The organism is Annamia dubia NIES-4383 (assembly GCF_055394725.1).
Genome location: NZ_AP025630.1, coordinates 820,622 through 834,493 on the forward strand (window position 1 = coordinate 820,622; position 13,872 = coordinate 834,493).

A 13,872-nucleotide genomic window follows, 5' to 3' on the forward strand; every position below is an offset into this window, starting at 1 on the left:
TGATTGAACGATCATTGTTAGCAATGAAATTAATTTCATTGTGGGTAAATTACAAAAGATTATCAATTAAAGCACCACACCGCCTCGCAATAAATTGACGAGGCTAATAATTGACGTTCAATAAATTGAACTGAGTTGCTTTTATAAATTTACCAATAACCAATGACAAATGACTAATTACTTAAACAAAAAGCCTGTAATTTTTCGCCAGTTTCCTTTTCCAGTTTAGCGTTATCACGCACTTTTGTTATGGCAATCTTAGCTAAATTTCGATCCATTTTTTCTTTTGCCTCAATAATTTCTAAAGTTGCCTGAGCATAATTATTATAAATTTTCACAAAATTACTTTGATATTCAATTAATTCCGGCTCTTTTAAAGTTAAAGATGCGATAGTTTGTGCCGATGTTTTTAAAGCAGTAGCCGCTTGATTAAATTTCATTAAATCCTTATCATTAGATGAACTGTTTAAAGTTGTCACCTCCTTAGTCGCTTGATTAACATTAATAAATAGTTGTTGACATTGGGAAAATTTGCTCATCCCACAACTAGCACATAAAAATGATAAACTAAGACTGAATAATAATTGTTTTGTGATCGTCATTTTAGTTATTTTTAGTTCAACAATTAACAATGAACAATTGACCGTTAAATTTAGATCAGATTGAAACCCATTTAAGCCAATGGGTAAAAATTAAGATTAATTTATTTTAAAATGGATCTAATAGGATTAAATAGTAAATGATAAGTCGGGATTGTGCAATAAATCTACTTCTCAATTGCCCTATAAACATAGATAGCTAAAACTCTGATATGAAAAGTGTTCAATCAACACTCAAACCATCCACCCTTGAACTGCTCAAACGCTTTAATCGTTCTTTCCCTGAATTTTACGATCAGTTTGTCAGCAGTGATATTCAGTTGCAAAATTTACAGTTAGCTTACCGTTTATATAAAGAAAGACGAGCGGTGATCGAAATTAAACCAGAAGGCACAAAAAGTGGTTTACATTTTGCCTATCGAAATCAATCTTTTTTATTAAGTGATATTTTTGGAGTTTTAGCGGCATACGGTTTAACTATTCACAGTTTAAGTCTTTATGGTCAAATTAAGCCCCCAATGTTAGTTTTTATTAAATTGGTGGTATCTCGTGGTAGTCAAGCTTTAGCGGATAAAACATCCGAAAATCTTTGTCGAGCGATCCGTGAAGCTTTAGCAGGAAATTTTGAAGTTGAGGAAATGTTAGCAGTAGAATTTAATCTTGATGCTGGTTTAGAACAAGTAGAAACGGAATTTTATGTAGATCCGGTGTTTCATTTACCCGCTTTATTAATTGAAGCCGATAACCAACCAGGGTTATTTTATAAAGTAATGTATGCCACATGGCAAGAAGATCTGTTGGTAGTTAATGCTAATCTATTAGTATGGCGAGGCCGTACTCGTTTAATTTTATATTTATTAGGCCCTAATGAAAGTTTAATCCCTGAATATTTAGGTCAGCGTATTGCTGAAAGCATTAAACAACGTCTTTTAGGTCAAAGATATTAGTTATCAATTGACAATTGATAATGGACAATTGACAATTGATTATTGGTTATTTGATTATTTATTATAGATTATTTATTCTAGTAGTACAGGCATCTTGCCTGTTACCTATTCACTATTCCTTATTCACTATTCCCTGTTACCTATTCCCTAATAATTACTGTTAATTATGCAAACTATTAATATTTCTGGAGTTCACCATGTTTATGATTTTATACCCTCAAAAAATGCTAAATCATCAGATAATCCAGTTTTAATATTTATTCATGGTTGGTTATTAAGTCGTCATTATTGGCAACCGATCATCAATCAATTAACGGAAAATTTCTCTTGTTTAAGTTATGATTTAAGAGGTTTTGGTGATTCTTTACCGAAAAAACCACAAAATGATCATTGTAAATATGATTTAGCTTCCTACGCTGAAGATTTAAAAATTCTTCTTCAAGAGTTAAAAATTGAACAAGCATGGTTAGTTGGCCACTCTTTAGGCGGTAGTATTGCGTTATGGAATGCCTATTGTTGCCCCACTCAAGTTAAAGGTGTGATCTGTGTCAATGCGGGGGGAGGCATTTATTTAAAAGAAGAATTTGAGCGTTTTCGTAATGCAGGGGCTAAAATTGTCAAAAAACGCCCCCAATGGTTATGTTATTTACCTTTTATTGATTTTCTATTCGCCAGAACAATGGTAGTTCAACCCTTAGCGCGATCGTGGGGTCGTCAAAGGGTATTAGACTTAGTAAGGGCAGATGAACAGGCCGCTTTAGGATCATTATTAGAGGCCACCACCGAGGAACAAGTCCATTTATTACCTCAAGTTGTCTCCCAACTCAAACAACCCACCTATTTTATCGCAGGGGAACAGGATAAAATCATGGAATTAAAATATGTCCATCATTTAGCCAGTTTTCACAGTTTATTTGAGTATCAAGGTCAAAATGTGATTACATTGCCTAACTGTGGACATTTTGCCATGTTAGAACACCCCGATCTAGTTAGTTCTAAAATTAATTCAATTTTAGAAAACCATCACGGTGATCACTCAGTAGTACAAGCATCTTGCCTGTTACAATGACAACAAACAAATGACTAATAACTAATGACCAATAATGAAAAAATATGTCACAATAGTAAACAATCACTTTAACTCTGACGTTGTTTTTCAATGATTAGTTTTATCCCAATCTCAATTAATTATTTTTTCGTTGCAAAATTGCTCACAATAATGATTCTTTTGTTTGCCAATCACGATACACTGTCAACTAAATCAATTAATCTTCAGGTTAAACCTGATGATCTTAAACTTTAAAATAGAGATGGGCGATCACAATGTTGTTAAATCAAATCAACTTATTTAGCCCTGATCTAAATCAAATTATTTTTACAAAAATTTTTCAATCATATAGATATTAAGGAGAAATTAATGCTACACCGCAAGATTTATCAACTGTGTTCAGATGGGCGGGAGGTCTGTGTATTCTTGCGGGATCAGCAACGCTGGATCGAAGACGCTCGTTTTGTCGAACTAGAAGGCGATCTGGTGACGATCCGCTATGAAACTGAAGATGATGACGAAATCTGTTCTTGGGAGGAAATGGTACGTTTAGAAAGCATCGGGGCGATCACCCATAAACTTGCTTCTGTACCCAGAGGCAATGTAGATATATATACGTCCGATGATTGTCCAGATGCGGAAAAAATCTATCCCCAATCTCAAGACAAAAATCAAGAATAAAAATTAGTTTAAACAAAAAAATTGGGGATTTTTATCTTAACAAAAATCCCCAATTTTTATAATCTCATTGACATGCAACAGAAATTTGTTATAATAGCGGTAAGAATGATTAAAATTCTTATTAAGATTTCAATAGAAGTTTTAAGCGGAAGTATTTTTCCCCTTCTGATAAGCATTGAGTGAGATTAATGGGTGATGAATAGCAATAGTCTAAGCATCACTGCACCACTGATAATATTCACTAGCAGTTAAAAACTAGAATATCCTGATTTATATAAAGTTTCAGTTTTTCCTAGTAAATTATTAAGTTAACTGTAAATGCTAATCATCCATTAATATCACTCAACGCTTATTGGAAGGAAAAAAATACTTGGTTTAAAACTTTGATCGAAGCTAAAGCCCATTTTCGTGAGATTAGTTTGGCATAAACAGAGATTTTATGTCATAAAACTCAATCAAGCCACTGATTAAATGTGACTTTTAACGATAAACAATAATCGAAATATTAGAAAATAAGAATATTAATTGATTCTCATTTCTGTTTAATTTATTAAAAAATGAGGATTTTGGAAATGAAAACTCAAAAAATTGGAATTTATGTGGATTCACAAAATTGTCGGAAATTTTCTGTGTATCAGTCAGATGTATTAAACTTTGCAAAAGAAACTGGAAAAATTTTGATTGCAAATGTTTATTATAATTCTAATTGTGATAATGAAATTAATTTTATCTCAAAAATTGATTCTAATAACTTTACTTTTAAAGATGTTCCCTGTTTACTCAAAAATAGTTCTGATAATCAAATTATAGCTGATATATTGAAAGATAAAAAAAATCTTGATCAGGTAATATTAATTACAGGAGATGGAGATTTTCAATATATCGTAGAAACATTAAAAGAATCAGAAAACAAAGTAACTATTATTGCTCAGAAAGGGAATGTTAAACAACAATTAATAGAAATTGCTGATGAGTTTCATTATTTAGATGAATTATCTCAATTAACTGAACAAAAGTCAACATTATCAACAATTTCCAGTTTACAGATTAGTTATGAAGAAGCGGTTAAAATGTTAATTGAAACTATCAAAAAAGCATTACAGCAAAATCGAAAACCTTCCATATCTTCAATTTGGAATTTAATGCGAAAAATTCATAATTTACCTAAGAAATTTCCATCAATTAATAAAAATGGTCAAACTATTTATAAATTTGGTAAATTAGTAGATAATGCCGTTAAAGATGGATTATTGATCAAGAATAATGATTGTTTAATCTTAGCTAATGCTTAATTAGTAAGGTGGGCAAAATATAATAAATTAATTAATAAAATTTAAAATTTATTGTTTTGCCCACCCTACAACTAAATTATCCTCTTGATACTTAAAATTCAATGATAAACAGAAATCTACGACTTTGTATCCTATCAAATTAAGGAAAATATTTATAAATTTCTTTTCGATGTAAGAATCTTACTAAAGTTACCACATTATTATTAATAGATAATCCTAAATGATAATCACCAACTCGCATGCAATAATAACTATTAAATGTTTTCAGAAATTTTAAATTATTAATTTCTTGTAAATTATCGGCATTTTCTATTTCTTCTATGATTAATTTTAGGCATTTTAGTAATTTCTTATCTTTAATATTTTTTAAATCTTTTTTAAAACTATTTCTAAATTCTGTTTGCATAATTATGAATCTAAAATCGCAAAAATTGATTCCCGATCTATTAATTCTGTTTTTTCTCCTTCCTCGATCGCTTTTGATAAGGCAATATCTTCAATTATTTCAGTAAGCAAAGCAGAAAATTCCTCTTTATTTTCATAAAAAAGTTCTAACATTGCTTCTTTTAAAGTTTGTTTTAGTTGTGTTTGATCTAAAGATAAGTTAGACATAATCATCTCCTTTTTTTCTCTATTATAAAAGTCGGGGATTTTTTTAATAGTTTAAAGATAACATTTATATCTTAACAAAAATCCCCGACTTTTTAACATTTATTTTAATTAATTTTCGTGATCAAAACCGAATTTATCTCTGATTTGTTGATTAAAATATTGCCCCTTTGAAGGTGCATCTTTTAATCCTTTATAAATATTACTCGGTACATCGTGATATTGATAAATACCTCCATTTTCAAAGATAACTCTTAATATTTTCTTTTCTTCATCATAATCAAACTCTTGAATCGCTACACTATGACTCTTTAATAAGGGGAATGCAATCACATCACGGATACTTTCAGAATTAGTTAATAACATCACCAAGCGATCGATCCCAATGCCTAAGCCTACTGTGGGGGGCATTCCATATTCTAACGCCGTCACAAAATCATGATCCACACTGTGAGCCTCATCATCTCCCGCTTCTTTTTTCTGAGCCTGTGCCTCTAATCTTTGTAATTGATCCACAGGGTCAGTTAACTCTGAAAATCCATTCGCTAATTCCCGCCCCACAATAAATAATTCAAATCTTTCGACAAGGCCGGGCTTACTGCGGTGGGGTTTCGCTAAAGGTGAAATTTCTACTGGATAATCAGTAACAAAAGTTGGTTGAATTAAAGTTTCTTCTACTTTTTGCTCAAAACACTCATTTAATAACTCGCCAATCGTATTAAATTTCTCATAATCTTTAATACCGATTTCCTCACAAGCTTTTTTCGCTGTCGCAATATCAGTAATATTATTAAAATCAATACCCGTTTTTTCCTTCACTAAATTGTGCATAGTTTCTCGCCGCCAAGGTGCTTGTAAATTAATCATTTCACCCTGATATTCAACTTCAGTTTTCCCTAATGTTTCCTGTGCCACCGTTTGAATTAAATCTTCCGTTAAATTCATCATATCGAAATAATCTCCATAAGCCTGATATACTTCTATAGAGGTAAATTCGGGATTATGTTTAGTTGATACGCCCTCATTGCGGAAAATACGCCCTAATTCAAAAACACGCTCAAAACCGCCCACCACAAGCCGTTTCAAGTGTAATTCCGTAGCGATACGCAAATATAAATCCATTTTTAAGGTATTATGATAGGTCACGAAAGGACGTGCTTCCGCCCCTCCCGCCTCGCTTTGTAATACCGGAGTTTCAATTTCTAAAAAGTCTCGCTCCTCTAAATATCGTCTGATCCCTGCGGTAATTTTTGCCCTAATGCGGAAGGTATTGCGCACTTGGGGGTTAACAATTAAGTCAACATAGCGCTGACGGTATCGCTTTTCCGTATCGGTTAAACCGTGCCATTTATCAGGCAAGGGTAACAACGATTTTGTTAAGATCCCATATTCACCCACATAAATGGATAGTTCCCCTTTTTCCGTGCGTTTAATTGTGCCTTTTACGCCCAAAATATCACCCACATCGGTTAATTTTGTTAAATTTTTAAAGGCATTTTCTACCCCATTCATAACAGTATCAATTTTAGTTTTATCTAAATATAATTGAATTGTTCCTGTTTCATCTTGAAGGCTAAAAAAGGCCAATTTTCCAAAGACTCGCCGTGCTAAAATTCGTCCGGCAATTGATACATTTACCTCGATTTCTTCACCATCTGCTAAGTTTTTATATTGCTGTTGTAACTGTTGACAATGATGGGAAATTTCCCATTTATAAGCATAGGGATTAAATCCTAATTCTTTAATTTGTTCAACTTTTTCTAAGCGAGTTTTTCTAATTTCTTCAAGGGTTGAATTATTTTGAGGTTGGGGATTTTGTTTTGATTTTGACATAATGAATAAAATGAATAATTTTTAAGTGAATAATCTTCAGAAGAATAGAATCTTATCAAATATTATTTGATTAAAGATTCAATTTCTTGATCCGTAAAACCAAATTGTCGGAAAATTCTTAAAACATAAGCTGGGGACATCTCTTTTGCACCAATATCAATAGGAACAATTCTTTTTTGTTCCTTAAATTGACGAATATAAAGACAATGATCTCCTTTCCCTTCTCTATAAAAGGAACATCCTGCTTTTTCCAAAATTTTGATTAATTGTTTAGGCTTGAGTGAAGGTATATTTTTAGGCATAAACTTTCCTCAATTCATAAATATCTGTTTTTTCTTCCTGTTCTTCTATATTAAGAAATTCATGTAATTCTTGAATAGAAATAGGAGATGAATAAACATCATTTTCTAGCTGATAAACTTCTTCAAAAGAGGCCATCGCTTCTTGAAGTTTATCCATAGCTTCTTGTTGAGTTATGCCTTGTCCAACTAAGCCATTTTCTAAACATAATGAAACCCAATAGACTTGACTTTTTCTTAAAATAACAGTATGAAAGTCCATATTTTTATTTAATAATATTTTGATCTGTAATCAACACGGCCTCAAAATTTAATTAATTTTGAGGATAAAAAATAATTTACTTTTTAAATATATTATATCATTACTTCTTGTTTAATTGCTAAAACATGATCAAATATTTGATTAAGATTGTCTTTTTCACTTAAAATTTCAGTTAAATAAGCAGTTGATTGTTGTTCAACTTGTAAATATTCTTTATCAGAGCTTAACGGATTTTCTTTATTATTTACTTTTGGTTCATAATATTTACAAGCGGTAAATCCTACTAATTGAAATAAAGCAATATTACTAGATGCTGTAATCATTAAATTAACAAATGGTACTTGTTTCAATAATATTTCTAAACCTAATTCTTTAATTTGTTCAACTTTTTCTAAGCGAGTTTTTCTAATTTCTTCAAGGGTTGAATTATTTTGAGGTTGGGGATTTTGTTTTGATTTTGACATAATTAAATAAAAATAATCAGTTATTGATAAAAGATAGAAACGAAATTATATCATAAATTGTCTTAATTTTAAAATTTATTTAATTAAAGATTCAATTTCTTGACTTGTTTATAACTTTCTATTTTATCTTCGTGGTTTTCTATGTTAAGAAATTCATGTAATTATTGACTAAAAATCAGCTTTTAGTTTTACTTTGAAAAAAGCAGGGTATAATGGAAAATTAATTCCTGATTTTCCATGCTAATTCTAATAATTTTGTCCATTGTTTTTCCACTTTTTTCGGGGTTAAATTAATGCTTTTTGCTATTTCTAAATAACTTTTTTTCTGTTGTTTCATTGCTAAAATTTGTTGTTGAATGGGGGATAATTCTGTTAAAAATTGTTCCCATTGTAGCTGTTTTAAACCTAACTTTTGATCCAGATCCGCCCCTAACCATTGATGTACTATTTTCCAATGAGAACTTAAGGCAAATTTTTCAATATGATACTTAAATCTTTGTTGTAAATAATCCCTTTGACGAGGTGTTAAATTTAAGATTTCATCAATTTCTGAAGCACTTAAATCCTGTAATTTTAAAGTTAAATAATCCGCACAATCTTGATGTCCTTGGGCTTTAAAATATTCAAATAATGTGTCAATAATTCTATCTCTTAATACTGATTCACTGGGATCCACACTTTCTGAAACCATCAAATTTCTCACCTGTTGCATAATGGCAGAACGGCTGTACTGTTGAGCTTCTTCTCCTTTCGGAGTTTCGATGGCCTGTTCAATATCTACTACGGTTTCATCTGGTTGACGATTAGCAAAAGTTTGCGCTCTTAAAATGATTAATTGCGCCGATGATCCCCTTGGTAAAGTAATTTTTCTCTTAGCATATTGCTCTGTAAAAGCCATATATTCTGCTAATTCTAAGCGTGTTCGGGGTTGATAATCATCTTTAACATCATTTTCTCTGCGAAATACCCTAAGTGATTCTGCATAAAAATCCTGTAAAAAATCCTCAATTAAGTTATATCTTCCTGAAAAATTAAGTTGAGATTGGGAGGGGGCAATATAACGATAAATCATTACACTAAGATTACTATGCAATTCTATTCTGCCTTTTTGTGAGCCATACTTATAATAAGTTAGACATTTATTAACCCGATGACGACATAAAGAGATTTGCCAAGAATTAATATCACCGGATTTCTGAATGCGATCGCTTTTTTCACAAATACGGTGGACTTCTTGCACAATACGAAGGCTAACCTGTTTTAAACTAGGAGAATGGGAGGAAATAACCTCAAACATTTCTTGGTAAATCATTTCCTCAAGGAATTGAGTCGGAGCTTTATTATCTTCATCAAAACGCAATGAAGACTCAGAAACAGAATTAAGAGCGATCGTAGAATTTAGATTCATGGTAGAAGACCCATTAAAGGGTTCAAGAATAGATAGAATAAAAATTAAGAGGATAGTTGACTGATTAAAACAAAAGGTTGTACAATAATTGTATTGAATTGTTGTTGTAAATTTTCATTCCACTCACTCAATTGTTGTTGAGTTGGTTTAGAAATTAACCCTTGATTAATCCATTGATTCACCAAAGGAGCGTTATCATTGGCGATCGCCTCTCCCACTTCCAATAAATCTAAAGAGGGATTGACAATAATAATGCTATCTCTTTTCGCATGGGGCTGAAGATCACTCCAAGGCATAGGGGCGATTTCTTCACCCAGTTGGGTTTTTATATCTGACATTTTAATCAATAAAAATCAATTTTTCAAATATTATTATAAATCATCAACACCCGATAGAAAAGTATAGAAAAGTTTTGATTCGCGCACAATCGATCAATCAAAAACAAGGCATTAGAGAAACAATCTTTCCATTTAATTTTCCTTTCTGTTGTCCCTAAAGTTCTAAGACAATGATCAAATTCAGATTTTTTAATGCTTCCGAAGTTTAATTTTAATTGGCTTGAAGTCTTCCCATTGCTAATAATTCAGGAATTGTCACAAATTCATAACCTTGTTTTTGTAAACCTTCAATCAGATGGGGTAAAGCCACTAAAGTCTGATGACGATTTCCGCCCCCATCATGTAATAAAATAATACCCCCAGATTTAGCGTTTTTCAGGGCATTATTAATAATAGTTTGTGATTTATTACGATAATCTGTGGTATCTATTGACCACATAATTACCGCATTTTTCTTTTGTTGAGCGTAGGAAGCCAGACCATTAGTTAAATAACCTCCAGGGGGGCGAAATAACTCTGTTTTTACTCCTGTTATTTTCTTAATTAAATCTGTTGTTTGATCAATTTGTCGAGCGGCCGAGGCTTTGCTTTGTTGAGAATAGGGATGACTCCAAGTGTGATTACCAATGGCATGGCCATGTTGAACGATGCGTAAAGTTAAGTCAGGATGGGCTTTCACGTTTTGACCAAGGACGAAAAAAGTCGCCTTAATATCATAAGTTTTCAGCACATATAAAATATCATTAGTTTGATCTTGAGATGGCCCATCATCAAAAGTTAAAGCGATTACCTTGCGATCGCTAGGTGTAGTCACCTGTTTAATAATTTTCCCTTGCATTAAGGGAGGAATTTTTACTAATTTAGTTAAATTTTGTGTTTGATTACTGATTACTTGAGGAGAAATAGATTTTTGAGTCAACTCAGAGGTTTGTGCTAAAGTTAATTCAACTTCAATTTGGGGAGAAGCCTTTTTTTGAGAAGACTCCCCAAACCATGCTAACAAATCAACAGGAATTAATAAACCGATTAAAAAACTAATTCCTGCCCCCAAGATCAGAGGTAACATTTTTGTTTTGAGCCATTGATGGTTTAACACTTTAGATTTTCCTTAAATTAAAAATAAATAAGATCATAAGAAATTGTATTAATCATTATTCTTAAGATTAAGCTCACGTCAGTTTAATTTATCAATTGACAGTTGACAATTGTTGAAAGTGATGTTTACTAGACTTAAGACTTTACTAAATATTCCTACCTACTTAATTGATACTACAGTAGATTAATATAATAATAAATTGTTTATAGAATAAAAAACCGTGACTACAACCATCAATTTTCAAGTTTTAAACGCCCAACCCGATCATTTAGGACGTTTTGGTATTTACGGCGGAAAATATGTACCAGAAACCTTAATGCCGGCCTTAAGCGAGTTAGAATTAGCCTACGCTCAATCGAAAAATGATCCTGATTTTCAAACACAATTAAATGGTTTACTTAAAGATTATGTAGGTAGACCTAGCCCTTTATATTTTGCAGAAAGATTAACAAATCATTATGCTAAACCGGACGGTACAGGCGCACAAATTTATCTTAAAAGAGAAGACCTCAACCATACGGGCGCTCATAAAATTAATAACGCCCTTGCTCAAGTGTTACTGGCCAAACGCATGGGCAAAAAACGGATCATTGCTGAGACGGGAGCAGGTCAACATGGGGTTGCTACCGCTACGGTATGCGCCCGTTTTGGCTTAGAATGCGTCATTTACATGGGTGTTCAGGACATGGAACGTCAAGCCCTGAATGTCTTTAGAATGAAGTTATTAGGGGCTACAGTGCAACCTGTAGCGGCCGGAACGGGTACGTTAAAAGATGCCACCTCCGAAGCCATTAGAGACTGGGTGACAAATGTGGAAACAACCCATTATATCTTAGGTTCGGTGGCCGGCCCTCATCCTTACCCCATGTTAGTGCGCGACTTTCATCAAGTGATCGGTCAAGAAACCCGTGTTCAATGTCAAGAAAAATGGGGCGGTTTACCTGATATTTTATTAGCTTGTGTGGGTGGCGGTTCTAATGCGATGGGCTTATTTTATGAATTTTTGAAAGAACCCTCGGTGCGTATTATTGGAGTGGAAGCGGCCGGATCCGGTGTGGAAACGGGCAAACACGCCGCTACTTTAACCGCAGGTCAACCCGGAGTTTTACACGGGGCGATGAGTTATTTATTACAGGATCATGATGGACAGGTGATCGAAGCCCATTCCATCAGTGCGGGTTTAGACTATCCGGGGGTAGGGCCTGAACATAGTTTCTTAAAGGACTTAGGACGGGCTGAATATTATAGTGTGACGGATCAAGAGGCTTTAGATGCTTTTCAACTTTTATCAAAGTTAGAAGGTATCATCCCCGCCTTAGAGACTTCCCACGCTTTAGCTTATTTAGACAAACTTTGTCCACAGTTAGAAGGAACACCTCGCATTGTGATCAGTTGTTCTGGTCGTGGTGATAAGGATGTTAATACGGTGGCTCAATATTTAACCGATCATTAATAACATTAATTAAGCCAAAAATAGCCATTATCTTGTTAAAAAGAATGAATGGCTATTTTTTTTGTTAATCTTTAAATTGGCTAAAAATTTAATCAAAAAAGATTATAAAGTTTATAAAGTATTAATTAATTGGCCAACAGTTTGTAATACGATAATCGCAATAACTGGAGATAGATCTAACCCCCCTAAAGGAGGAATAAATGAACGAAAAATATTAAGATAGGGATCCGTAACTGGTGCTAAAAAACTCATAGTTTGATTAGCCCAATTTTCCGTTTGAAACCAAGTTAATAAAATTCTGACAAAAATTAATAACAAATAGATTTGAATAAATGTACCAATACTATTAGTTAATAAATAAGTTGCTGTGTTATTCATCTGATGTAAAAATGTCTAAGATTGAATTTAATTAATATTAAAAATAAAAGGTTAATTTGTGAAAAAAAACTAAACTTTCTGCTTTAATCTTCATCTAAAGAATGGTCAATTACGGTTTGTCTTTGTTGTTGACGCAGATCATCAATTGCTAAATTTAATTGATTAATTTGATCGTCAAGACTACGACTAAGACCTTTAGTTTTAGAAGATTTAAAAGTTAGATCTTCCCCTGATTCTAATAAGATTTCGTCATCTTCATCATCTTCAAGGGTATTGTTTTTGGGACGAGAGGCTAAAAGTGAGCCGATCACTCCCCCAACAACTCCTCCCACGATCGCTCCGGCTAAAAATCCGCTTGTAAAACTACCTTTATCACTCATTTTTGCTAATAATTGATCATTTATAATTGCGTTATCTTTATTGTCAATTGTTCATTGTCAATTGTCAATTTTTTTATGTGCCAAAGGTACGATCCCCAGCATCCCCTAAGCCCGGAACGATATAACCTTTATTATTATATCCTTCATCAATCATAGCGGCATAAAGATTTAATTGGGGATAGGTTTGACTCAGTTGACTTAAGGCTGGACGGGCTACCACCACGCTAACTATTCTCATTAAGGCGGGATCAGCCCCCCGTTTGGTTAATTGATCCATGGCCATCATTATTGTTCCCCCTGTGGCTAACATTGGGTCAAAAAGAATGATTCTCGTTTGGGGATTAATTTGTTCGGGTAAAGCATTAAAATAACAATGGGGTTGTAAGGTTTCTTCGTCTCTTTTGATCCCTAAATGATAGGTCTGAGTGGCAATGGGGAAGATACTTTGAGCGCCTTCTAACAGGGCTAGTCCCGATCTTAAAATGGGAACTAAAGCGATGGGCTGATCAGGTTTGATCATTGTCCCTGTCGTGTTTGTGATGGGAGTTTCAAGGTCAACTTCTTGGGTAGAAAACCAATAACGGGTAGCTTCGTAGGTCAAACAACGTCCTAGTTCTGTGATGGCGGTTTTAAAAAGGACGGGGGGGGTATGGCGATCGCGCGCGATTACTAACCAATGTTTAATTAAAGGATGTTCTGGAACATAAATGCGAAATTGAGAAGCCATAAGTAAATTTAATTTATTAATTTGATGGTAATTATTATAAAATTAGGAGGTATCTTTT

The 13,872-nt window shown here is 33.1% G+C and carries 18 protein-coding genes; 5 read left to right on the forward strand and 13 right to left on the reverse strand.

Translation table 11 applies throughout. From position 1 onward, the window contains the following. Positions 1-173: 173 nt before the first annotated feature. The gene (locus tag Anndu_RS03840; RefSeq protein WP_464103099.1) at positions 174-602 is read right to left on the reverse strand and encodes a hypothetical protein; all 429 of its coding nucleotides are present in this window, start codon (positions 600-602) and stop codon (positions 174-176) included. Positions 603-811: 209 nt separating this feature from the next. On the opposite strand from Anndu_RS03840, the gene Anndu_RS03845 reads away from it, so the two are divergent. The 4 genes from Anndu_RS03845 to Anndu_RS03860 all read left to right on the forward strand — a co-directional run bounded on the left by Anndu_RS03845 (position 812) and on the right by Anndu_RS03860 (position 4,567). Then, positions 812-1,546 (forward strand): hypothetical protein, encoded by a 735-nt coding sequence (locus tag Anndu_RS03845; RefSeq protein WP_464103100.1) that lies wholly within the window; start codon positions 812-814, stop codon positions 1,544-1,546. A gap of 166 nt (positions 1,547-1,712) precedes the next feature. Next, positions 1,713-2,615, forward strand: a complete 903-nt coding sequence (locus Anndu_RS03850) for an alpha/beta fold hydrolase (RefSeq protein ID WP_464103101.1) — start codon at positions 1,713-1,715, stop codon at positions 2,613-2,615. Between the two features lie 348 nt (positions 2,616-2,963). Further along, positions 2,964-3,275, forward strand: coding sequence for a DUF6679 family protein (locus tag Anndu_RS03855; protein WP_464103102.1), 312 nt, complete (start codon positions 2,964-2,966; stop codon positions 3,273-3,275). A gap of 572 nt (positions 3,276-3,847) precedes the next feature. Next, a complete protein-coding gene (locus Anndu_RS03860) occupies positions 3,848-4,567 on the forward strand; it encodes an NYN domain-containing protein (protein ID WP_464103103.1) in 720 nt (239 codons plus the stop codon). A gap of 139 nt (positions 4,568-4,706) precedes the next feature. Here Anndu_RS03860 and Anndu_RS03865 read toward each other — a convergent pair whose 3' ends face one another. The 9 genes from Anndu_RS03865 to Anndu_RS03905 all read right to left on the reverse strand — a co-directional run bounded on the left by Anndu_RS03865 (position 4,707) and on the right by Anndu_RS03905 (position 10,876). Further along, on the reverse strand, positions 4,707-4,973 hold the full coding sequence (locus tag Anndu_RS03865; RefSeq protein ID WP_464103104.1) for a type II toxin-antitoxin system RelE family toxin: 267 nt from the start codon (positions 4,971-4,973) through the stop codon (positions 4,707-4,709). 2 nt (positions 4,974-4,975) lie between these two features. Next, on the reverse strand, positions 4,976-5,179 hold the full coding sequence (locus Anndu_RS03870) for a hypothetical protein (RefSeq protein WP_464103105.1): 204 nt from the start codon (positions 5,177-5,179) through the stop codon (positions 4,976-4,978). Positions 5,180-5,287: 108 nt separating this feature from the next. Then, positions 5,288-7,009: a lysine--tRNA ligase gene (lysS, locus tag Anndu_RS03875; RefSeq protein WP_464103106.1), complete on the reverse strand. Its 1,722-nt coding sequence runs from the start codon at positions 7,007-7,009 to the stop codon at positions 5,288-5,290. Between the two features lie 62 nt (positions 7,010-7,071). Beyond that, a complete protein-coding gene (locus Anndu_RS03880) occupies positions 7,072-7,311 on the reverse strand; it encodes a type II toxin-antitoxin system HicA family toxin (protein ID WP_464103107.1) in 240 nt (79 codons plus the stop codon). Continuing rightward, entirely contained in the window at positions 7,304-7,570 is a 267-nt protein-coding gene (locus tag Anndu_RS03885) for a type II toxin-antitoxin system HicB family antitoxin (RefSeq protein ID WP_464103108.1), read from the reverse strand. The genes Anndu_RS03880 and Anndu_RS03885 overlap by 8 nt, the downstream gene beginning before the upstream one ends. 92 nt (positions 7,571-7,662) lie before the next feature. Beyond that, a complete protein-coding gene (locus Anndu_RS03890; protein WP_464103109.1) occupies positions 7,663-8,034 on the reverse strand; it encodes a hypothetical protein in 372 nt (123 codons plus the stop codon). Between the two features lie 220 nt (positions 8,035-8,254). Beyond that, positions 8,255-9,442 carry a HetZ-related protein gene (locus tag Anndu_RS03895; protein WP_464103110.1) on the reverse strand — a complete coding sequence of 396 codons (1,188 nt, stop codon included), beginning with the start codon at positions 9,440-9,442 and terminating at the stop codon, positions 8,255-8,257. A 44-nt stretch (positions 9,443-9,486) separates the two neighbouring features. Beyond that, positions 9,487-9,780: a DUF2288 domain-containing protein gene (locus Anndu_RS03900; protein ID WP_464103111.1), complete on the reverse strand. Its 294-nt coding sequence runs from the start codon at positions 9,778-9,780 to the stop codon at positions 9,487-9,489. A 211-nt stretch (positions 9,781-9,991) separates the two neighbouring features. Next, entirely contained in the window at positions 9,992-10,876 is an 885-nt protein-coding gene (locus Anndu_RS03905; RefSeq protein WP_464103112.1) for a polysaccharide deacetylase family protein, read from the reverse strand. Positions 10,877-11,096: 220 nt separating this feature from the next. Between Anndu_RS03905 and trpB the strand changes: the two genes are divergently transcribed. Next, complete coding sequence (trpB, locus tag Anndu_RS03910) at positions 11,097-12,329, forward strand: tryptophan synthase subunit beta (RefSeq protein ID WP_464103113.1); 1,233 nt, start codon at positions 11,097-11,099, stop codon at positions 12,327-12,329. Positions 12,330-12,440: 111 nt separating this feature from the next. On the opposite strand, the gene Anndu_RS03915 is transcribed toward trpB, so the two are convergent. From Anndu_RS03915 to upp, 3 genes are all read right to left on the reverse strand, one after another. Beyond that, entirely contained in the window at positions 12,441-12,707 is a 267-nt protein-coding gene (locus tag Anndu_RS03915; protein ID WP_464103114.1) for a YggT family protein, read from the reverse strand. Between the two features lie 83 nt (positions 12,708-12,790). Further along, positions 12,791-13,087, reverse strand: coding sequence for a ssl2009 family thylakoid membrane protein (locus Anndu_RS03920; RefSeq protein WP_464103115.1), 297 nt, complete (start codon positions 13,085-13,087; stop codon positions 12,791-12,793). 73 nt (positions 13,088-13,160) lie between these two features. Next, the gene (gene upp, locus Anndu_RS03925) at positions 13,161-13,814 is read right to left on the reverse strand and encodes a uracil phosphoribosyltransferase (protein WP_464103116.1); all 654 of its coding nucleotides are present in this window, start codon (positions 13,812-13,814) and stop codon (positions 13,161-13,163) included. Positions 13,815-13,872 lie beyond the last annotated feature (58 nt).

Excerpts from the sequence above, each read along its gene's own strand:
- Anndu_RS03840 (WP_464103099.1), bottom strand. The coding sequence starts at position 602 with ATGACGATCACAAAACAATTATTATTCAGTCTTAGTTTATCATTTTTA.
- Anndu_RS03845 (WP_464103100.1), top strand. The coding sequence starts at position 812 with ATGAAAAGTGTTCAATCAACACTCAAACCATCCACCCTTGAACTGCTC.
- Anndu_RS03850 (WP_464103101.1), top strand. The coding sequence starts at position 1,713 with ATGCAAACTATTAATATTTCTGGAGTTCACCATGTTTATGATTTTATA.
- Anndu_RS03855 (WP_464103102.1), top strand. The coding sequence starts at position 2,964 with ATGCTACACCGCAAGATTTATCAACTGTGTTCAGATGGGCGGGAGGTC.
- Anndu_RS03860 (WP_464103103.1), top strand. The coding sequence starts at position 3,848 with ATGAAAACTCAAAAAATTGGAATTTATGTGGATTCACAAAATTGTCGG.
- Anndu_RS03865 (WP_464103104.1), bottom strand. The coding sequence starts at position 4,973 with ATGCAAACAGAATTTAGAAATAGTTTTAAAAAAGATTTAAAAAATATT.
- Anndu_RS03870 (WP_464103105.1), bottom strand. The coding sequence starts at position 5,179 with ATGTCTAACTTATCTTTAGATCAAACACAACTAAAACAAACTTTAAAA.
- lysS (WP_464103106.1), bottom strand. The coding sequence starts at position 7,009 with ATGTCAAAATCAAAACAAAATCCCCAACCTCAAAATAATTCAACCCTT.
- Anndu_RS03880 (WP_464103107.1), bottom strand. The coding sequence starts at position 7,311 with ATGCCTAAAAATATACCTTCACTCAAGCCTAAACAATTAATCAAAATT.
- Anndu_RS03885 (WP_464103108.1), bottom strand. The coding sequence starts at position 7,570 with ATGGACTTTCATACTGTTATTTTAAGAAAAAGTCAAGTCTATTGGGTT.
- Anndu_RS03890 (WP_464103109.1), bottom strand. The coding sequence starts at position 8,034 with ATGTCAAAATCAAAACAAAATCCCCAACCTCAAAATAATTCAACCCTT.
- Anndu_RS03895 (WP_464103110.1), bottom strand. The coding sequence starts at position 9,442 with ATGAATCTAAATTCTACGATCGCTCTTAATTCTGTTTCTGAGTCTTCA.
- Anndu_RS03900 (WP_464103111.1), bottom strand. The coding sequence starts at position 9,780 with ATGTCAGATATAAAAACCCAACTGGGTGAAGAAATCGCCCCTATGCCT.
- Anndu_RS03915 (WP_464103114.1), bottom strand. The coding sequence starts at position 12,707 with ATGAATAACACAGCAACTTATTTATTAACTAATAGTATTGGTACATTT.
- Anndu_RS03920 (WP_464103115.1), bottom strand. The coding sequence starts at position 13,087 with ATGAGTGATAAAGGTAGTTTTACAAGCGGATTTTTAGCCGGAGCGATC.
- upp (WP_464103116.1), bottom strand. The coding sequence starts at position 13,814 with ATGGCTTCTCAATTTCGCATTTATGTTCCAGAACATCCTTTAATTAAA.